This window comes from Desulfopila aestuarii DSM 18488 (assembly GCF_900143695.1).
Classification (GTDB): Bacteria; Desulfobacterota; Desulfobulbia; order Desulfobulbales; family Desulfocapsaceae; genus Desulfopila; species Desulfopila aestuarii.
On record NZ_FRFE01000008.1, the window covers coordinates 16,280 to 37,106 of the forward strand.

A 20,827-nucleotide genomic window follows, 5' to 3' on the forward strand; every position below is an offset into this window, starting at 1 on the left:
CATGGTAATGGGTGACATGGAAATGACGGTGGATCTCGCCATCATCGGCAGCGGGCCGGGCGGCTACGGCGCAGCCTTTCGAGCCGCCGACCTCGGTCTCGATGTGGCCCTCATCGACCCGCGCCATCGCCCCGGCGGAGTCTGCTTGCATGAAGGTTGCATCCCTTCGAAGACCTTTCTCTTTCTGGCCGAGATGATCCTCAATGCGCGCCGGGTCGAAAAGATGGGGTTGCACTTTGGTACGCCCAGGATTGATATCGCAGCGATGGCTGCCTGGAAAGGTGAAGTGATCGACAATATGGCGGGCGGCCTGGTGCACCTCTGCCAGCAACGTGGCATCCAGCTGATCCGTGGCATCTCCCACTTTGAAAATGCTACCACTCTCCGGCTTGAAGATTCGGAACTGAGCCGACTGAAATTCAAAAACGCCATTATCGCGACAGGCTCCACACCAATCACCTTCCCCGGCACCAGGTCCACAACCAGCAGCCGGATCATGCGTTCAGCCGAAGCACTGAGTCTTGCCGATGTCCCGCATAATCTGCTCATTGTCGGCGGTGGCTATGTGGGACTTGAGTTGGGTACCGTGTATGCAGCCCTTGGCAGCAACGTCCAGCTCGCCGAACTACAGGAACGGCTGCTGCCGGCAGTAGACCCCGATCTGGTGGCGCCACTTCATCGCAGTCTCACCGAGCTGTTTGAGCAGATCCACCTTGCCACCGCAATCAAACGAATGGAAGAAACCGCGGACCATGTGCAAGTAACCCTCGCCACCCCGAATGGTGAACAGGAACAGCGATTTGACAAGGTGCTGGTTGCCATGGGCCGAACTCCGGCCACCACCAATCTCGGCCTTGCCAACACCCAGGTGGAGATGAACGACAAAGGCTTTATTGTGGTGGATGAGCAGCAGCGGACCGCTGAGCCAAACATCTTCGCCGTAGGCGATGTTGTTGGTGGCATGATGCTGGCCCACACAGCCACCCGCGAAGGCAGGATTGCAGCAGAAGTAATCGCCGGCCAATCATCCACCTTTGACGCACGCGCCATCCCGGCCGTGATCTACACCGATCCACAAATCGCCTGGTGCGGCCTCACCGAGCAGCAGGCAGTAAAGGAAAATATCCACATCACCGTCTTGAAATATCCCTGGAAATATTCCGGAAGAGCCAACACCATGGGTGCGACCGACGGGTTGACCAAGATCCTGGCCGATCCGGAAAGCGGCAGGATTCTCGGCATCGGCATCACCGGCCGTGAAACGGAAGGCATGATCGCCGAAGGCGTGCTGGCCATCGAGATGGGCGCCCTGGCCGAAGACATGGCCCTCAGCCTTCACCCACATCCGACCCTTTCGGAGACGGAAGGCGAAGCGGCCGAAATATTTCTTGGCAGCCCAACACATCTGTTACCCAAACAGAAAAGGTAAAACAGGCCGCCGTATACCATTTCCTTTTCCTTCAGGCGGCCGCAACCGACGAGGTGACCACATGGATGAAATCTCAAGGTTTGCTGACGAATTCGGCCCCACCAAGATCCTGCACGTCTATGAACCACGAAGCGGCCTAAAAGCTATTCTGGTGGTGGATAACGTCGCCGCCGGTCCCTCCGTTGGCGGCATCCGTATGGCCAAGGATGTGACTGTCGAAGAGTGTTTTCGGCTGGCCCGGGCCATGACCATGAAAAACGTAGCAGCTGGCCTGCCTCATGGAGGCGGCAAGGTGGTAGTTTATGGCGACCCGAAGATGGCACGGGAAAAAAAAGAAACCCTGATTCGCGCCCTGGCTTGTAGCTTACGAGACATTCGTGAGTACATCCTCGCCCCCGACATGGGCACCAATGAAGAATGCATGGCCTGGATTAAAGATGAAGTCAACCGGGTTGTGGGATTGCCCACCGAACTCGGTGGCATCCCGCTCGATGAGATCGGCGCCACCGGCTGGGGACTGTTTCACGCCATCGATGTGGCGGCGGAGTACTCCGGATTTTCACTCAAAGGTGCAAAATTTGTGATCCAGGGCTTCGGGGCGGTGGGTAAACACAGCGCCGTATTTCTCGAAAAACATGGCGCTGTGATGGTGGGAGTAGCCGACTCGGGCGGGGCTATTGTCAACAAAAATGGCATCGACGTCGATGAACTCGTTGCACTGAAAAAATCTCAGAAAAGCGTAACGTCCTACCATAAGGCCGAGACCATCGACCCAGTAGAGCTTCTGGCGGTTGATTGCGATGTATGGATTCCGGCGGCACGGCCAGACATCATCAACGAGCAGAATGTGAAGAAGATGAGAACCAGGATGGTAGCCCAGGGTGCAAATATCCCATGTACGCCCGGTGCGGAGCAGTATCTCCATGATCATGGCATTCTCTGCCTGCCCGACTATATCGCCAACGCAGGTGGCGTTATCTGCGCCGCCACCGAATATCAGGGAATGACACAAGCACAGGCTATGAGCCGAATTGAAGAAACCCTGCGCCGCAATACCGCCCATATCCTGGCCAGGGCAAAAGAAGAAAAAGTCACCCCGCGGGCGGCGGCCGACGACTTTGCCCGAAACCGGCTCAAAAAGATTATGGCCTCCAAACGCTGGTCTATTTTCTGATTTTGGCAGACACCTGCTTTTTCCCGAACCGGCACCTCATCGCCCAAAAGGTGCCGGTCAGCCATCAGCCAGGATCAGGCCGCAGATGTTCCGGCATGCGGATGGCAATAACCCGCCCCTTGGCCGTCACCTTGCCTTCGGCAATGACCGAAGCGGTGACGATGGTCTTTTTGCCCTTGATCTCCTCCACTCTGGCCCGAATCTCAAGTTCTCCCCCCAGGGGGGTTGGCAGCAGATAATCCACGTGGAGTGAGCCGGTCACATAGCGAAACGGTGGATTGGTTCCCGGCTCCCGCCCTTCTGCCCGATAAGCCGCAGCAGCGGCTGTACCGACACAATGACAATCCACCAGCGATGCAACCAGTCCCCCATACACATAACCGGGAAAAGCAAGGTGATACTCTTTCGGGGTAAAGCGTGCCACAGACTCTTCCCCTTCCCAAAAGCTGCGGATATGATGCCCCTCTGGATTTTTCGGGCCGCAACCATAGCAGTGCTGCAGCGATTCGGGATAATAGTCCTGAAAAGATTTTTCGCTCATACTCCCTCCTGATTGTATGTGCAAACCGTATTCATCATCAACCTGCTTTCTCTCATGCAAAAAAGCAAATAGAATCAAACGGTAATCTATTTTTTCCGAGCACGCCAGCATATCTCAACGCTTCTGTCCCAAGTGGATCAATAAGATTCAGAAGACACCGAGAATTAGGAATTTAGCTCAATATACTATTGACATTTTCCAAAACAGATGTAAGACTTGCCCGCATATGGGTGTTGTGCCTCTCAACAGTTTTATCAGTGAACGACTCGCATCATCCTTTTGCATGCGCGAAGATCGTACCGGATGAAAGAGTTTGTCATATCAGCATGCCAGCTTCTAGGGAGAGACGACGATGAAAATGAAACAATTTTTTCACCTCACTTTTATCTTTCTGGTCCTTGCCTGCTTAGCCCACTCTGCAGCTGCCATTACCGACCAGAAACGATGGAATGTTCCTATCTCAGCAGACGACAACTTTATTGCCATCGCCTATAACCGCTGACCTCCATCGTATCGACCATCTTTTGAGAAGAGGCGACAGGTGGCTGCCCATTACGGGTCCCACCTGATTCGCCTTTTTTGTTGTCTCCACTCCGCACCTATGGTAGTTTCCCGCCATTTTTCCTTTTAACAACAGATTCACGCCATGATACATCTCACCAACATCTCGAAACAGCACGGCTCCCAGATTGTCTTCAGCGGAGCCAGCCTGCAGATTCTGCCCCAGACCAGAACCGGCCTCGTCGGCCCCAATGGTGCCGGCAAGACCTCAATTTTTCGACTCATTACCGGCGAGGAAGAAGCTGATAAAGGCGAGATCTCCTGCTCAAAGAAGACTGTTATCGGCTATTTCTCCCAGGATGTTGGGGAGATGTCTGGCTGCACGGTACTGGAAGAAGTGATGTCTGCCGCCGGCGACCTCGTCCAACTCGGCGTGCAGATGCGGGAGATGGAAGCGCAGATGAGTGAGCCTATGGAAGATGATGCCCTCGCCGAACTGCTGGAACGCTATGGCACCATCACTGAGATCTTCGAACATCGGGGCGGGTACGATCTTGACGCCCGCGCAAAGGCAGTGCTCTCAGGCCTCGGCTTTGCCGACAGCGACTTTTCCCTGCCGGTAGAAACATATAGCGGTGGCTGGAAAATGCGTATCGCCCTCGCCAAGATTCTCACCATCAACCCGGATGTGCTGCTGCTGGACGAGCCCACCAACCACCTCGACATCGAATCGATCCTCTGGCTTGAGGAGTGGCTCAGCAGTTCCTATAAAGGGGCTCTGCTGATGACCTGCCATGACCGCGACTTCATGAACCGCATCGTCTCACGGATCATCGAGATAGCCAACGGCCAGGCAACCACCTATAACGGCAACTACGATTTCTACCTGCAGGAACGGGAAATCCGCAGGGAGCAGTTGCTGGCCAGCTACCGCCGTCAGCAGGAAATGCTCGCCAAGGAAGAGGATTTCATCGCCAAATTCGGAGCCAGAGCTTCTCATGCCGCCCAGGTCCAGTCACGGGTCAAGAAGTTGGAGAAGATTGAGCGTATCGAGATCCCGCCGGAGCAACGGGTAATAAAATTCGATTTTCCAGTACCGCCGAGGAGCGGTGACGACGTCCTCCACCTGAAAGATCTCAGCAAAGAATGGACGACTGTCACCGGTGAACTCCGGCCGGTGTTTCACGGCCTGACCGGCACCATTCGTCGCCTCGAAAAAATTGCCCTGGTGGGCGTTAACGGCGCCGGTAAATCGACGCTGCTGAAGATCATTGCCGGCCAGACCGAGCCAACCGAGGGCGAGGTCATCACCGGCGCGAGTGTCACCACCGGTTATTTCAGCCAGCATGCCATGGATATTCTCAACCCCGAGCACACGGTATTCGAGGCGGTTCAGGAGAGCTTGCCCTTAGAGAACATCGGCGTTATCCGTAACCTGCTGGGAGCTTTTCTTTTTAGCGGCGACGATGCGGACAAACGGATCGCCAACCTCTCAGGAGGCGAAAAGAGCCGGGTTGTACTGGCGAAGTTGCTGGCCCGACCGTTGAACTTCCTGATTCTCGATGAACCGACCAACCATCTGGACATCCTGTCGCGCGAGGTACTCCTCGAGGCGTTACAGAAGTTTGAAGGGACTGTCCTGCTGGTGAGCCACGATCGTCACTTCCTCCGCTCACTGGTCAACCGGGTCTTTGAAATCGACCACGGCGAAATGCGTATCTACGAAGGCGATTACGATTATTACCTGCGCGAAACCAGGGACGAATAAACGCTCTGCACAATTCGCACCGCGCAAGCGACCATTAACCCACTCATCCCGCTCACTTCGGAAGCAACGAAGTGAGCAGCCGACGTTTTTTCGCAGCAAGTGAATTTCAGCAAAAAGCAAATACGGTTTGATATTTTCCACAAGTCCATTATGATGGCCGCTTCACAAATTACGCAAAAACCGATATTTCAGCTAACACCCCACAAGGTACCCAACTGGACACAGTATCACTCTCTGTCCTGATCCTTTTTCCGTTCTCAAGAGTTATTTCATGATTCATGCTTCAAATATTGCCCTTTCGTACGGCAAGCGCGTCATCTTCAAAGACGTCAATATTAAGTTCACTCCCGGTAACTGTTATGGCCTGATTGGCGCCAATGGTGCAGGAAAGTCCACCTTCTTGAAAATTCTCGCAGGTCAGATGGATCCCGATAAAGGCGAAGTCAATGTTGATGCACGCCAGAGAATTGCAGTGCTCAACCAGGACCAGTTCGCCTTTGATGAGTTTACAGTCGCCAAAACCGTGCTCATGGCTCATACCCGCCTGCTAGAAGTGCTTGAAGAGCGCGATGCGCTCTATGCCAAGACCGAATTCACCGAAGAAGACGGAATCAGAAGCGGGGAGCTCGAAGCGGAATTCGCAGAAATGAACGGGTATGAAATCGAGTCGGAAGCGGCCACCTTGCTCTCCGGGCTCGGTATTGGTGAAGAGCTTCGCGAAAAGAAGATGAAAGAACTGGAGGGCGGCGAGAAGGTAAGAGTACTGCTTGCCCAGGCGCTCTTCGGAAACCCTGATATTCTGCTGCTGGACGAGCCCACCAATAACCTCGACCGCAAGTCGATCGTCTGGCTGGAAGGCTTTCTCGAACGGTTCCAGAACACCGTCATCATCGTCTCCCATGACCGGCATTTCCTCAACCAGGTCTGTACCCACATGGCTGACATCGACTACGGCCAGATCAGGGTATATGTCGGTAACTACGATTTCTGGTACCAGGCCTCCGAACTGCTGAAAACCCAGCGTCAGGACGCGAGTCGCAAGGCGGATGCCAAGGCAAAAGAGTTAAAAGAGTTCATCTCCCGATTCTCCTCCAACGCCTCGAAAGCCAAGCAGGCAACCTCACGCAAGAAACTCCTCGACAAACTTGAATTGGAAGAATTGCCGGCTTCATCGCGTAAATATCCGTTCATCCTATTCAAGCCCGGTCGTTCCTGCGGCGATGTCATCCTTGAAATCGACCGTATCAGCAAAACCATCGACGGCACCAAAGTGCTGGACAACTTCTCTATGGTGGTCAACAAAGGCGAGAAGATTGGTTTTGTCGGCACAAACAGCCTCGCAATAACCACTCTGTTCCAGATCCTGACCGGAGAGCTTGAGCCGGACAGCGGCACCTTCCGCTGGGGCCTCACCATGAGTCACAGTTATTTCCCCAAGGAAAACAGTGATTTTTTCACAGCCAGCAAAACGCTGGTCGACTGGCTGCGGGAATATATCCCCCCCACCGAGGGTGAAAGTTTTGCCCGGGGATTCCTTGGCAAAATGCTCTTTTCCGGCGATGAGGCTCTTAAGAAAACAAGCGTCCTCTCTGGTGGCGAGAAGGTTCGCTGCATGTTGGCGCGCATGATGCTTTCCGATGCCAACGCCCTTATCTTCGATGAGCCCACCAACCACCTGGACCTCGAATCGATCACTGCCCTCAATAACGCCTTGAAGGCATTTCCTGAAATCATCTTGTTCTCCTCCCACGACCATACCCTCATGGCAACGGTCGCCAGCCGGATCATTGAGATTCTGCCTGGGGGGTATATCGATAAGATGCTGCCTTTTGACGACTACCTTGAGGATGCAGGGGTTCAAGAGCTACAGGCGCAATACCGCCGGTAAGACACTTCCATCACGGCATCGGAACCGAAAGGCGATAACTCGCGAGTTCCGATGCCGTTTACAAAGATCTACCTACGAAAAAGTACATTCTCTTCACTTTTGTCACATCTCAAAGCGCCATTGTCAGACTGACACTCTCGTTCGAACTTCCAACCTCGCTCTCTTTCAAAACCTGCACCAGTTCACAATGCACTGAATTTTAACACGTTAGGAAACTTCCCCGCCAGAAGTTGCACCGAATCAATATCTTCTGGCACACTTTCTGCTTTACCATTTGAAATTTTTGTCGTATTCGTTATTCGAATTTCGCACAACGGCAACCAAAAGGAATGTATGGTGAAAAAACTTCAGCAGACAATTGCAGCGACGTCCCTGCTGGGACTTACCGGCCAGAACGCCGCTATTGACGATCCAATTCTTGCACTGCTCCATGCCGTCGGCACCAACGGCTCCATCAATCAGGCAGCGAAATCTGTCGGGCTCAGCTACAAAGCCGCCTGGGAAAGGATCGAAGCCTTGAACAATCTCTCCCCTTTACCACTGATTGTCCGCCAGACAGGGGGCAGCGGCGGTGGCGGCACGGTTCTCACTGAGTATGGCCAGCAGTTTTTACAAAAAGCACTTCTTTTTCAGCAACATCTGAAGAAGCTTGTCACCTTTTTTCAGGATACTCCAGAGGAGGCTCTGGCGATGCTCAAAACCATACATGGAATGGAAATGAAAATCAGCGCCCGTAATGTCTGGCTCGGTAACGTACGTGCTATAGAGACTGGGGCAGTCAACAGCGTCGTGACGGTTCGTCTGAAAGGGGAAGATACCATCGTCTCCGTCATCACTGAAAATTCGGTGCAACGTCTTGGCCTCGAACCAGGCAAAGAGGTGCTTACCATCGTCAAGGCTCCCTCCGTCATGTTGAGCCATGAGGTCGATCCGCAAAAAATCTCAGCACGAAATATCCTGCGTGGCACCATCAACAGGATAGTCGCCGGGATGGTAAACGATGAGGTTGTTATCGACATCGCCGGTGGTAACACCGTCACTTCTATCCTCACCAGCGAAAGTGTCCGAAGGATGAAGTTGATTCAGGGGATGCCCATCTCCGTCATCATAAAGGCCTCGAGCGTGCTTCTGGCAATTCCCTGATGTTACTATTCTCCCGATAAAACTTTTGGGCCAGTATTGTGAGAAACGATAACAGATTCCAACCAAACGTAATTGTCGCACCCACCATCATAAGGAGTTGCCCATGCAGCCGTTCAGATTAGCATTTATCCTGGCCGTTACAATTGTCACCGTATTGACTTTCTCTCTGTCCCAGGCCGCAGAAGTGCGCATTTCGGCTGCCGCCAGCATGACAAATGTTATCCATGAGCTGTCAGCACAATTTGTTGCCCAGCACCCTGACGTAACGATTGTGCCCAACTTTGGCCCTTCCGGCGGTCTTGCCAAACAGATCCAGCAGGGAGCTCCTGCCGATCTCTACATCTCGGCCAATACGAAATGGATGAAACTGCTCGTCGACGAAAAGCTGATCGCACCGGGAACCAAAGCTATATTTGCCTACAATAGTCTGGTTTTTGTGGGCCAACACGAAAAACGGATTACTGCCCTTGCCGATCTGCCGGAACTTGAGCGCATCGGTATCGGCACACCGACAAGTGTACCTGCGGGGCAATACGCCGCCCAGGCATTACGGGCATCTGGCCTCTATGACCAGCTGCTGAAAAGCGGCAAACTCGTTATGGCCAAGGATGTGCGTCAGGCCTTGATCTATGCGGATCGCGGTGAAACCGACGGTTCGTTCGTCTATAAAACCGACGCCATGCTTATGACATCTGCCAAAATTCTGTTCGAGGTTCCACAGAATCTCTATGATCCGGTTGCTTATCCCATCGGACTGACCTCTTCCGGAGCGGCCAACATTGAAGCGAAGGCGCTGTATGACTATATCGTCTCCCCGGAAGCGAAAACAATTATCGCCAAACACGGCTTTTCCATCGCCTCACATTGATGGACAGCCACTTCTTCATCCGTGAGAACTTCGTAAGGTGTATTGACCATGCTGACACTTTCACCACATGATCTCCAGGCTGTCGCCCTTTCCCTGAAGGTCGCGGTCTCAGCTACCATTCTGGCAACCCCCGCGGGCATTGCCATCGCTTTTTTTCTCGCTTTTGGCAAAATGCGTGGCAAGGCTATAGTTGAGGGAATTATCAACCTGCCGCTGGTGCTTCCTCCGGTGGTGGTGGGCTATCTGCTGCTGCTCAGTTTTGGCCGAAACGGTTTCATCGGCTCGCTGCTGAACCGCTTTGATATCCAGATCATATTCACATTGAAAGCAGCTATCATTGCCTCGATGGTGGTGGGATTCCCACTGTTGGTACGCTCGATCCGGATCGGCATGGAAGCCATCGATCCAGCCTATTTCAAGGTGGCCAGAACCCTTGGTGCGGGTTGGTGGGACAGCTTTTTTACCATTGCCCTACCGCTTTGCAGCCGGGCGATCTATGCCGGCATGACCCTGATGTTTGCCCGCAGTCTTGGCGAATTCGGAGCCACCGTCATCCTGGCCGGCAACATTCCGGGAGTGACACAGACCATTCCCCTGGCCATTTACGAATACACCAGCACCCCAGGAGGTGACAGCATGGCCCTCACCCTCTGTCTGGTTTCAATTGTTCTCTCCTTTACGGTGCTGCTGCTAAGTGAAGCAGTAACCAAACGATTGCGAAAAGGGTAACCCATGGAACTTGATGTACACGTACAGAAAAAAATCGGGGATTTTCATCTCGATTGCACCTTTTCGCTCTCCGCCAGCAGAGCCGGAGTCTTCGGCCCATCCGGCAGCGGAAAATCGACACTTATGCATCTCCTCGCTGGCCTTGCCACAGCCGACAATGGTCACATCCGCCTGGATGACCAGATTCTTTTTGACAGCAGCCGTAAGATCAACAAACGACCGGAAGAACGTCGGATCGGCGTGGTTTTTCAGCACGCTCATCTCTTTCCCCATATGAGTGTACGCCAGAACCTCCTGTATGGCTATTCACGAACAGCTCGGAAAGAACGAAAAATTGAACCGGAAGGACTGTTCAAAGTCCTGGGTGTCGACGTGCTGAAAGACCGTGATGTAACGACACTGTCGGGTGGAGAACGCCAGCGTGTCGCCCTGGCCCGGACCCTGCTTACCTGCCCTCGCCTGATTCTGATGGATGAACCGCTGAGCGGCCTCGACGAGGAAAGAAAGTTCCAGATTATCCCCTATCTCGAACGGGTCTTTGGTGAATACTCCATCCCCCTCATCTTTATCAGTCACTCCTTACTGGAAATGCGGATGATGACAGAAGAGCTACTGGTTATGGAACAGGGGTCAATCACCAGGCAACTGGAAACGGAATCTTTTGCCAGAACCACCTGGGATACCGGCCGGAAAGGCTATATCAACCTCATTTCACTTGGACTCTCGCAGCGACACCACGATCTATTTTCCTATAATTGGGGAGATAATTGTCTGATTCTGACCGAACCGGGAGAAGCACCAGAAAATCTCTTTGAACTGGACGCCCGTGAGATCATTCTCTTCAAACGTCATCCGGAGGCAACCAGCGCCCGCAACCTCCTGCAATGTAAAGTCCTGCAGGTTTATATGTCAGGCAATCGGGCACGGGTCGAACTGGAGACAGGCGGCAAGAGTCTAATTGCTCAGATAGTACCGGAATCGGTACGGGAACTGGGCATCGAGAAAGGTTCCGAAGTAGTTGCAGCAATCAAGGCTTCCGCCTTTTCGCGTATTTTTTAACGTTCGGATTCTTCTGACCAGATAGACACAAGATGGATGATGGTTTCCACCGACCTGGTCATATCCTGGATGGATATCCATTCAGTTTTTGAGTGAAAATTGTGACCACCGGTGAAGATATTGGGTGTCGGCAGCCCCATATAGGCGAGTCTGGCACCATCGGTACCACCGCGGATCAACCCCTGCCGCGGCGAGAGTCCTGCCCTCTCGATCGCCTTAACTGCATACGCTGTCACCTGCGGATGTTCATCCAGCACGTACTTCATATTGCGATAGCTCTCCTCAATATCGAAGGTGTATTCAAGGCGAGGATGTTTTACCTTCAGCGCAGCCAGTATGATCCGCATCATCTCTTCTTTATCACTCAGTCCCTCAACTGTGAAATCCCGAATCAGGAACTTCAGCACCGTCTCTTCCACCGTGCCGGCGATAGCATGTAGATGAACATAGCCTTCGCGGCCTGAGGTGGTCTCGGGCGACATGGTATCTTTTGGGAGGAAATCTATGAATTCCGCAGCAATCCGCTGTGAGTTAAGCATTTTCCCCCTGGCATAGCCGGGATGCATATTGATACCCTTGAGGCTGATTGTGACCGAATCGGCGCAGAACGTCTCGTCCTCAATCTCACCGGCGGTGCCGCCATCGATGGTGTAGGCGTACCTGGCGCCAAAATGCTCCACATCAAAATATTTGGTACCGGTCCCCACCTCTTCATCCACCGTGAAAGCCACCCGAATCGGCCCATGGCTGATCTCCGGGTGGGAGAGAAGATAGGCCACTGCGGTCATTATCTCCGCTACCCCAGCCTTGTTGTCGGCTCCCAGCAGCGTTGTACCGTCGCTGGTGATGATATCGTGACCAAGACAGTCGGCCAGTGCCGTATTCTCACCAGGCCGGATCACCTGCGTCCGATCTCCGGGTAACGTGATCTCTCCGCCCTGATACTGCCGATGAATAACTGGCTGAACGTTCGTGCCCGTCACCTCCGGCGAGGTGTCCACATGGGCGATCAGACCAATAACCGGTACCGATCTGTCGATGTTGGCTGGTATGGTGGCAAATACATAACCGTGCTCGGTTAGTTCGACATCAGCCAGCCCCAGTGCTGTCAGTTCCTGTTGCAACAACCGGCAGAGATCCAGCTGGCCCGGCGTGCTCGGATAGGTATCTGAATCTTCCGCCGAGCGGGTATCGATGCGCACGTAGCGACAAAACCGCTCAACCATCTCCTCAATAGCAAGGGTTGAAATTTTCAAAGTGTTGAATCCTTTATGGTAAGAGACAATTATTTTGAAAGGATAGAAGCCATTGCCTTCTTATAGCAGACAGGGCAGTAAGTGTGAGAGAAATCCGCATCCAGATCTTTGTGAAGATATTTTTCGACGGAATGCCATTGCCCTTCCTCATCCTTGATCTTCTTGCAAGAGCAACAGATGGGAATCAGTCCGCGGAGAACCTGCAGTTCCTGCAGATAATCGCTTAGCCGCTCATATTGCTCACCGAGGACGGCGTTCATGAAATACAGTTCAAGGTGGGACTGGATCATATCCCTGAATTTTTGCATCAGCAGATCAAGGGTATCCGAATAGTCATTCGCTCGGGAATCAAGGATGCAGATGGTTCCGAACAGGGAATTATCGGGCAGAAGAATAGGAAAACCGAGATAGGAGATCATATTCAACTTGATATCCGGATTTGTGCACCACTCTTCATCTTCCAGGGCATTGGCAACATGCAAACGTTTTCTGGTGTTGAGTACCCGTTCGCAATATAGACCCGAACCGGCGCACCGCTCTCTGTCCCCGACATGGTAAGGGTTGCCTCTGCTTCTACTGGAGGTAAAGACTTCGAGGTCTTCGTCGACAAGACGCATGATGAGCCCAGCGGGAACATTGGCGACTTGAGCCAGCAAATCGACAATATCCTGCCAGCTGCGCAACACCTGCTCTGGTATTTTCAGATCTTTGGCTTTCGCGGAAATATCAATCATCACCCCTCCCCGCAAGGATCAGGAACTACAGGCTTTGGAAACTTTTCAAAGAAACATCAAGCATCCCATACAATCAGCCTATCACGGAGAAAACAGCAACAGCAAGAATATTTGCCTCTCCCCCTCATGAGACAAAGAAACGATCTGACAGTCCTGAAAGCTCAGCTTCCCAATGGCAGGGAGTGAGGAAGCAGTATGCCGAACATGTAAGTATTTAAAAGACAAAAACCTCCGTAAGCTCGCCAGGGGCAAGAGTCGATCCCGGTTCCACCACGATATAGCCGTCCGCGCCAACGATAGAACTCAACATATGCGAACCCTGTTGCGGAATGGGCCGGATAGTTGGTACGGCATTGGGCTCGTCAGTGATCACCACCCGAATGAAATCAGTACGTTTGCCGCTATTCTCGATCACTACCTCGGCACGTGCTGAGATCGATTTTTTCAGATAGCTCACCCCCTGCATCGCTGCCAGACTGGGGATGACATAGTTCTGGAAACACATAAATGCAGAAACGGGATTACCAGGTAAGCCAAACAGCAAGGTTGCACCGTTTTTCGCGACAAAAAGTGGCTTGCCAGGTTTCTGTTTGATCTTCCAGAACAGTTGGTGAAGACCGACCTCTTCGGCAGCCTCTTTCACGTGATCGTGCCGTCCTACCGAGACCCCACCGGAACAGAGAATGATATCGCTCTCTTTGGCCAGTGCCCGGCGTATAGCTTCCACAGTGGCAGTATAGTCATCTTCCACATGCAGACATTCGATGAGGACACCACCAGCCTCAAGAACAGCACTTTTCAGCATCGGAGCATTGGAGTCCCTCACCTGGAAGGGCTTGATCGAACCGTCGCCGTGGTGTGCCAGCTCGGTACCTGTGATCAAAAGTGACACGCGCGGAGCATCATAGACCGGTATACTATCGACACCCACCGCTGACAACAGGGCAATATGGCGAGGATGCAGAACCTGCCCCTGCTCGAGTATTTTGGTGCCGGCAGTAAATTCTTCACCGGCATAACGAACATCCTGACCTTGTTTGCGACAATCGAGGATCTCCACCCCGCCGCCGTTTTCCCGGGTATCCTCCACCCGGATCACGGTATCAGCCCCTTCTGGCAACATTGCCCCGGTACTGATCCGGATTGCTTCTTGTACACCCACAACACCGTCATAGGGGATTCCGGCCTGGCTCTCACCAGCAATCTGCAAACGTATCGGGGTCTGGTTAGCAGCACCCATCACATCCTGCCAGCGTACCGCATAACCATCCATGGCGGAACTGGTATAGCGCGGTGAATGCTCGGGGGCACAAATATCCTCGGCCAGACGATGAGAAAATGCCTCCTCCAGGGGAACCCGGATGACCCGTGGTGCGGGAAGATTCTGCTGCAGGATGGTCAATGCTTCTTGTACTGAGATCATATCTCTTGTCACCCCCCGATGGATGCCATTGAATCCTGGCAATCTGCTTCATGCAATCGCGCCACCTCATAACCGTTACGCAGTTTCTGGCCAACGACCCGAATAATCTCCGTAGCGACTCGCGCGTCATCAGGCTCACTTCGCAACAGCGTGCGCATATCGAGTACACCCTTGTCGTAGAGGCAGTTCTTCAGCATTCCGCTTGAAGTGATACGGAGCTTATTGCAGGTGGTACAGAATTTTCGCGACTCACCCTCAATGATGCCAAGCGTCCCTGCATAACCGGGTATGGTAAAACGCCGGGCTGTCTCCACGCCGCTTACAGCATTCTCGACCATCTCCGGGAAGAGACGTTGCAGCCGCTCCTCGATCGGTTCCGTCTGCAGCCGCTCACGTTTCTTACTGCCGGAAAAAGGCATCAGCTCGATAAAGCGCAGGGCAACGGGTGCATCTTTTACCAGTGAGGCCAGCTGCAGCAACTCTTCATCCCGGGTGTCGGGCTGAATCACAGCATTCACTTTGAGCGGCAACCCCAGCCTCTGAATCTCGTTGAAGACGGCAAGCACCGTCTCCAGCCGATCACGCCGGGTGATTTCAAAAAACCGCGTCTGGTCCAAGGTATCGAGGCTCAGGTTGATGCCGCCGATATCAAGCTGTTTCAAGGCATTCAGATAGGGCAGCACCGCGACACCGTTGGTGGTGAGGTGCAGGCGTAAGGATGGATTTTGAGCTTTCAACCTCTGCATGAACTCAAGACAACCCTTGCGGACAAAGGGCTCTCCGCCGGTAATGCGAATCTTGTCCACGCCAAGTGAAACAAAAATAGCGGCAAGCCGTTCCAACTCTTCATAAGAGAGGATATGGTCATGTCCGAGAACATTCACCCCCTCTTCCGGCATGCAGTAACGGCAGCGGAGATTGCAACGATCGGTGATGGAGAGGCGAAGATAGGTAACACGACGGCCAAAAGGGTCGACCAACTGGAAAGCCCCGGCGGATTCGCCGGAACGGACTCGTGCATTCATGCAGACTCCTTCTCAAGGTTTGGAAGGCAATACAGTTTCCCGCATTACCCTATCGGCCGAAGACCGTGATTCCCATGGGAACGGAAGGTCTTTTGGCTCGGAGTTATGTATTCGTGATGCTCTATGGCAGTACTACATAAACGCGCCAGCCTCACACTCTTAAAATGTACATGAACTACTCGGGAAATGCAATAAGCAGCGTGCCTATGCACCCCTCACTCGAAAATCATCGGCTTGGCAAAAGGACTCTTCGGGGTTGCAACATAACCTTTTACCGCCAGCTACGGTTGCCGAAACGAACAGTGATGTATACATTGCGCTCTGAATCAAATTTCCCCTCATCTTTTCCCCAGCAATTAAATGGATAAACTCCTCTTCTCACTTGCCCTTATAATCTCCGGTCTCCTATTCGGCTGCGGCCTGCGGCTGCTGTCCGAACGAGGCAGTATCACCCTGCCGTTACCGGTTACCGAGCTTCGCAAACTCCTGCAAAAAACGGGTTTGCTCTTTTTCCTGCCCATATCCTTTATGACCGCTGTCTGGGTGGTGCACTTTACCGACTTGCGCATCGCCCTGCTGCCCTTCATCGGTGTAACCGCCCTTATAACCGGTGGCCTTCTTGGTATGCTGTTTGCGCGGCTGACCAAAGCGCCACCTCAACAGATAGGGGTATTGTTCTGCTGCAGTTCCTTTACCAATATCGGGGCAATCGGCGCCCTGGTGTGCTATATGTTTCTTGGCGAAGCCGGTTTTGCTCTGGTCGCGCTTTACAAAATGTTTGAAGAGATCGTCTATTACACCATCGGCTTTCCCATCGCCCGTTTCTACTCAGGCCTTACCGGTAACGATAACAGAACACTCGTTGCCAAGATCTGGGGGACAGTACGAGACCCCTTCGTCGCAACCATTCTTGCCGCCTTCCTCGCGGGAGTTATTCTGAATGTTTCCGGCCTGGCAAGACCGAAATTTTTCGAAACCATCAACAGCCTTTTTATTCCTGCAGGCACTTTTGTGTTAATCGTCTCCATCGGTCTTGGCATGCGCTTTTCCCGGATTGCCAGCTATCTGCCCCTTGCTTTCCCTGTCACAGTAATCAAGTCAGCGATCATCCCCGTGGTGATTACGAGTCTTGCATGGATGGTCGGACTCGGCAATATCGATGGAGGCCTGCCCCTGCAGGTTGTGCTGATTCTCAGCTCCATGCCGGTGGCTTTCAACTCACTCGTTGCCGCCTCGATCTATGACCTTGATCTTGATCTAGCCAATGCCTGCTGGCTGGTCTCCACCTTGTCCCTCGTCGTCGTGCTGCCGTGGCTCTACTGGTTGATCCATTTTTTGTAGTTGCTTTCTGGTGAGAGAATCCCGTAGCCAGCCGACACAGAGTCACAGACAAACAGACAGATTGACCGATTTTTTTTAGCGATATACACTCACCTAAGAGACTTCATTCATCGCTTCATAGACAACCATCACCCAGTATCAGGAGGAACAACAGATGAAAAAATATGGATTTCTCGGCATCGGCATCATGGGCAAAGCTATGGCCGCCAACCTATTACATGCAGGCTTTGAGGTGATGGTGTGGAACAGGAACATTGAACGATGCAGTCCCCTTATCGATATGGGAGCCAGACAAGGCAAAAGCCCGGCCGAGGTGGTGGCAGACAGCGATATCACCTTTGCCATGGTTTCTGACCCGGCAGCAGCGGAATCACTCTGTTTCGCACAAAATGGGGTCCTAGACGGCGTATCGGCGGGAAAAGGCTATGTCGATGTCTCCACCGTTGATCCGGAAACCGCAATGAAGATCGGCAGAGCGATTCAGGGAAAAGGTGGCCGGTATCTGGAGGCCCCTGTTTCCGGTAGTAAAAAGCCTGCCGAGGACGGCGCATTGGTCTTTCTCTGCGCCGGTGATCGAGCACTCTACGACGAGGCTGGACCAGCCCTGCAAGTCATGGGCAAAAAGTCATTCTATTTTCCTGAAATCGGCCAGGGCGCGCAGATGAAACTCGTGATCAACATGATCATGGGTTCGATGATGACAGCTTTTGGCGAAGGCCTGGCGCTGGGAGACAAGCTCGGTCTGCCCATGACCAGTGTGTTGGATGTGCTGGCCCAGGGTGCAATCAACAACCCAATGTTCCAGCTCAAGGGACCACTGATGGCTGAGGGTAATTTCAATCCAGCCTTTCCGCTGAAACATATGCAGAAAGATATGCGGCTGGCTCTGCTCATGGGTGACCAACACGGCCAGCCGCTCCATACTGCCGCAGCAGCCAATAACGCTTTTATCAAGGCCAGAAACAGCGGCTTTGGCGATGAAGATTTTTCAGCAGTGCTGAAAGCTATCACCAGCTGACATTTACTGTGCCCGGCCCGCACGTTCCTTGAGAATTACGGGTGGCGCCGGGCCATTTCATCCAGCAGATCCTGTGCTGCCGTTTTGGCGAGCGGCAGCAGTTCTTGCAATCGTCCCTGCTGCCTGCCTTTTCCTGCGATCTCCATTTCCATAAAAATCCGCTGCAGGACGGTCGCCCCAACATTACCCACTGCGCCCTTCATCTTGTGGGCCTGCCGACCAGCCTCTTCTTGCTTGCCATTGTGAACCAGATGCACCAATACGGCCAGTTCTTTCGGTAGCTCCTTTGCCATTTCCTCAAGGATCATCCGGGCCAAGGATTCGTCACCGAGGAGTCGTCCAACCAGTCCCTTGAAATCAAGGAGAGGCTCCTCATCCTGCGGCAATTTCGCCTCGCCCACCATAACGGTTTCCGCCGACAGATCAAGACGCCATACCTCAGTCATCAACCTGTCCAGCTCCTGGGGATCGAGAGGCTTGCTCAGATACCCATTCATCCCCGCTTCAAGACACCGCTCCCGATCGCCACGCATAGCGTGGGCGGTAAGTGCCACGACCGGCACCCGTGCGTTCCTAACGGTTTCGGCAGAGCTCCTGAGCAGGCGGGTGGTTTCAAAGCCATCTTTTTCCGGCATGGACAGATCCATCAATACCAGATCATAGGCCTGCCTGGCCAACGCCTCAAGCGCCTTCGTTCCGTCGATAGCTGTATCGACATTACGGTAGCCAAGCTTGGCAAGAACACCTATCGCCACCTGCAGATTAATGCGGTTATCCTCAACAAGCAGGATTCTTCGTTCCAGATTCTTCTCAACCGGTTGTAACACCAGTCCATCTTCAGGGGCCACTATCCGGGCAACCGCATGCAGGTTGACCGTGAAATAAAAGGTGGAACCACGCCCTTTTTCACTATCCACTGAGATCTCGCCGCCCAGCAGTTCAACAAGCTGCTTGGAAATGGCAAGTCCGAGACCGGTGCCGCCAAACCGTCGGGTAAAGGAGCCATCAACCTGGAAAAAACTTCCAAAAAGAGCATCCTTATCCTGAACATCAATGCCGATTCCGGTATCAATTACCGAAAAGCGCAACATGGTGCTGTCTTGCTTCTGGTGGTACTTTTCCACGGAGATTGAGACCGAACCTGTTTCGGTAAATTTGACGGCATTACCCGCCAGGTTTAAAAGAATCTGGCGAATCCGGCCACCGTCGCTGACAACCCGCACCGGCACATCTGGCTTGATCTCGCAGAACAGCTCCAGATTTTTCTCTTTTGCACGCGGTGCCAGAATATCAATGCAGTCATTCAGCATCTCACGCAGGTCAAACTCCTCAAACTGCAACACAAGCTTACCAGCCTCAATTTTCGAATAGTCAAGGATGTCATTGATGACATAGAGAAGAGAATCGCCGCTGGTGCGAATGGTTTCCACATAACCACGCTGTTTATCATCAAGGTCGGTATCCAGTAACAGGGTTGTCATACCGATAACCCCGTTCATGGGGGTACGGATTTCATGGCTCATATTGGCCAGGAACTGACCTTTTGCCCTGCTCGCCTGCTCCGCCTGTCGGCGGGCCTGCATCATTTCGGTTATATCCGACATGATACAGACAATACCCAGTACCGTGCCCTTGTCGTCGGTGATAGTCGCCTTGTCAAAAGACACCTCCCTGTTTTCACCGTCGGGACGGGTAATACGCCAGGTATAGGACTGCTTGCCAGGGTTAGCCATCAATTCCGCATCTTTTTCGGAAAGGCGATCTGCCGTCTGCTTGTCGATGAACTCATAGACGCTCTTCCCGACAATTGCCTGGCGCGGTTGGCCCATAAATTCCTCATAAGCGAGGTTACAGCCGGTATACTTGCCATGCACATCCTTATAAAACATGGGGTTAGGGATAGTCTCCATCACCGTCTTCAAGAGCTTCCACTGCTCCCGCTGCTTTTCACTCGCTGCCTCCGCCAGATCCTTGGCAGCAGTCAGCTCTTCCGTCCGCTCTCTGACCAACTCTTCCAAATGCAGCTGATGCCGCCCCAACTCTTGCCGGTTGCGGTACAGCTTCTTTGACATCTCATTGAAGGTGGCGCCCATGTCGCCGATTTCATCCCTGCGTGCAAGAGCGACGATTTCACCAAGATTGCCATCTGCAACCCGTTTCATTCCCTGTCTCAGCAAATTGAGAGGGGTAATGATTGATCGCCGGAAAAAGACATTGAGGAGCAAGATGATAACCAGTACACCAAGGCCAAACAGTATGGTGGCAAGGGTAAGTATCTGTTGTTGAACATGGATGACCTGACTTATATCATAATAGATGCCGAGATACCCGACCCGTTCTCCAATGATATCGATCCTGTTGAGATATCCACCGTAGCTCTTTTCCCCGAGCGTATAAGTTGCAAAATGGGGTTGCTCCTTGCCGTCTTCCGGCCTGAGAACCGCGGGAATAGGCTGGCGATTTGATGAACAGTACTGGACTGAACCGTTAGGTTGGTAAAAACAGACATTATCAATTTCATCAACAATGTCGTCGATCTCCTGCAGGGTTTTTAAAATGGCAATATGCTGGCCATTGAAGATGGCATTGGCAAAGTCATTTCGTTTTTGCTTGTAGATGGTTTCAAGCAGCACCTCTACCCGGTAGATTTGGTCCTTGGTTCTACTGGTTTCAATCGGATAGACTAAAGCAAAAAAGATTAGCGCGATCCCAAACGCCACCAGGATAAGGGCACCACTCGTTCGGACCTGCAGGTGATTGGACCAGGTAGATTGCATTTTTTCTACGAGTTATTTTTTTGTGTCGGCATCGCGGAAAAAACGCAAACGCAGACGATTCAGTTTGGAGGCCGTCGAGAGATTCTATCCTTTCCGGATCAACGCCAATCCATTGGTCAGTTTACGCTCTCGTTCACCCAACTGTCCTGTCGG

Annotated in this window: 17 protein-coding genes and 1 riboswitch; of the genes, 11 read left to right on the forward strand and 6 right to left on the reverse strand. The window is 52.8% G+C overall.

Features of this window, described 5'->3' with window-relative positions:
- Window position 1: 1 nt before the first annotated feature.
- Both lpdA and BUF15_RS09635 read left to right on the forward strand, forming a co-directional pair.
- A complete protein-coding gene (gene lpdA / locus BUF15_RS09630; protein WP_143170679.1) occupies window positions 2-1,429 on the forward strand; it encodes a dihydrolipoyl dehydrogenase in 1,428 nt (475 codons plus the stop codon).
- Window positions 1,430-1,490: 61 nt separating this feature from the next.
- The gene (locus BUF15_RS09635) at window positions 1,491-2,603 is read left to right on the forward strand and encodes a Glu/Leu/Phe/Val family dehydrogenase (protein WP_200802361.1); all 1,113 of its coding nucleotides are present in this window, start codon (window positions 1,491-1,493) and stop codon (window positions 2,601-2,603) included.
- A gap of 64 nt (window positions 2,604-2,667) precedes the next feature.
- On the opposite strand, the gene BUF15_RS09640 is transcribed toward BUF15_RS09635, so the two are convergent.
- The gene (locus BUF15_RS09640) at window positions 2,668-3,144 is read right to left on the reverse strand and encodes a PaaI family thioesterase (protein WP_073613268.1); all 477 of its coding nucleotides are present in this window, start codon (window positions 3,142-3,144) and stop codon (window positions 2,668-2,670) included.
- A 352-nt stretch (window positions 3,145-3,496) separates the two neighbouring features.
- On the opposite strand from BUF15_RS09640, the gene BUF15_RS27095 reads away from it, so the two are divergent.
- The 7 genes from BUF15_RS27095 (at window position 3,497) to modC (ending at window position 11,100) form a co-directional block, all read left to right on the forward strand.
- Window positions 3,497-3,646, forward strand: a complete 150-nt coding sequence (locus tag BUF15_RS27095) for a hypothetical protein (protein ID WP_159441275.1) — start codon at window positions 3,497-3,499, stop codon at window positions 3,644-3,646.
- A gap of 144 nt (window positions 3,647-3,790) precedes the next feature.
- Complete coding sequence (locus BUF15_RS09645) at window positions 3,791-5,413, forward strand: ABC-F family ATP-binding cassette domain-containing protein (RefSeq protein WP_073613269.1); 1,623 nt, start codon at window positions 3,791-3,793, stop codon at window positions 5,411-5,413.
- A gap of 271 nt (window positions 5,414-5,684) precedes the next feature.
- The gene (locus BUF15_RS09650) at window positions 5,685-7,301 is read left to right on the forward strand and encodes an ABC-F family ATP-binding cassette domain-containing protein (protein ID WP_073613270.1); all 1,617 of its coding nucleotides are present in this window, start codon (window positions 5,685-5,687) and stop codon (window positions 7,299-7,301) included.
- Window positions 7,302-7,634: 333 nt separating this feature from the next.
- Window positions 7,635-8,444, forward strand: a complete 810-nt coding sequence (locus BUF15_RS09655) for a TOBE domain-containing protein (RefSeq protein WP_073613271.1) — start codon at window positions 7,635-7,637, stop codon at window positions 8,442-8,444.
- A gap of 103 nt (window positions 8,445-8,547) precedes the next feature.
- Window positions 8,548-9,312, forward strand: coding sequence for a molybdate ABC transporter substrate-binding protein (gene modA, locus BUF15_RS09660; RefSeq protein ID WP_073613272.1), 765 nt, complete (start codon window positions 8,548-8,550; stop codon window positions 9,310-9,312).
- A 48-nt stretch (window positions 9,313-9,360) separates the two neighbouring features.
- A complete protein-coding gene (gene modB, locus BUF15_RS09665; protein WP_073613273.1) occupies window positions 9,361-10,041 on the forward strand; it encodes a molybdate ABC transporter permease subunit in 681 nt (226 codons plus the stop codon).
- 3 nt (window positions 10,042-10,044) lie between these two features.
- A complete protein-coding gene (modC, locus tag BUF15_RS09670) occupies window positions 10,045-11,100 on the forward strand; it encodes a molybdenum ABC transporter ATP-binding protein (RefSeq protein WP_073613274.1) in 1,056 nt (351 codons plus the stop codon).
- Here the strand turns inward: modC and pepT are convergent.
- From pepT to moaA, 4 genes are all read right to left on the reverse strand, one after another.
- Window positions 11,097-12,356: a peptidase T gene (pepT, locus tag BUF15_RS09675; protein WP_200802362.1), complete on the reverse strand. Its 1,260-nt coding sequence runs from the start codon at window positions 12,354-12,356 to the stop codon at window positions 11,097-11,099. The genes modC and pepT overlap by 4 nt on opposite strands.
- A gap of 29 nt (window positions 12,357-12,385) precedes the next feature.
- A complete protein-coding gene (locus BUF15_RS09680; RefSeq protein WP_073613275.1) occupies window positions 12,386-13,090 on the reverse strand; it encodes a GAF domain-containing protein in 705 nt (234 codons plus the stop codon).
- A 214-nt stretch (window positions 13,091-13,304) separates the two neighbouring features.
- A complete protein-coding gene (locus tag BUF15_RS09685) occupies window positions 13,305-14,513 on the reverse strand; it encodes a molybdopterin molybdotransferase MoeA (protein WP_073613276.1) in 1,209 nt (402 codons plus the stop codon).
- 8 nt (window positions 14,514-14,521) lie between these two features.
- Window positions 14,522-15,538: a GTP 3',8-cyclase MoaA gene (gene moaA, locus BUF15_RS09690; protein ID WP_084553817.1), complete on the reverse strand. Its 1,017-nt coding sequence runs from the start codon at window positions 15,536-15,538 to the stop codon at window positions 14,522-14,524.
- A riboswitch (molybdenum cofactor riboswitch) is annotated at window positions 15,526-15,653 on the reverse strand. (Overlaps the previous gene by 13 nt.)
- Before the next feature lie 245 nt (window positions 15,654-15,898).
- Here moaA and BUF15_RS09695 point away from each other — a divergent pair.
- Together BUF15_RS09695 and BUF15_RS09700 are read left to right on the forward strand one after the other, a co-directional pair.
- Window positions 15,899-16,879 (forward strand): AEC family transporter, encoded by a 981-nt coding sequence (locus BUF15_RS09695; RefSeq protein ID WP_073613277.1) that lies wholly within the window; start codon window positions 15,899-15,901, stop codon window positions 16,877-16,879.
- A 154-nt stretch (window positions 16,880-17,033) separates the two neighbouring features.
- Window positions 17,034-17,897, forward strand: coding sequence for an NAD(P)-dependent oxidoreductase (locus BUF15_RS09700; protein ID WP_073613278.1), 864 nt, complete (start codon window positions 17,034-17,036; stop codon window positions 17,895-17,897).
- Window positions 17,898-17,932: 35 nt separating this feature from the next.
- Here the strand turns inward: BUF15_RS09700 and BUF15_RS09705 are convergent, their stop codons facing one another.
- Window positions 17,933-20,674, reverse strand: coding sequence for an ATP-binding protein (locus BUF15_RS09705; protein WP_073613279.1), 2,742 nt, complete (start codon window positions 20,672-20,674; stop codon window positions 17,933-17,935).
- Between the last annotated feature and the right edge of the window lie 153 nt (window positions 20,675-20,827).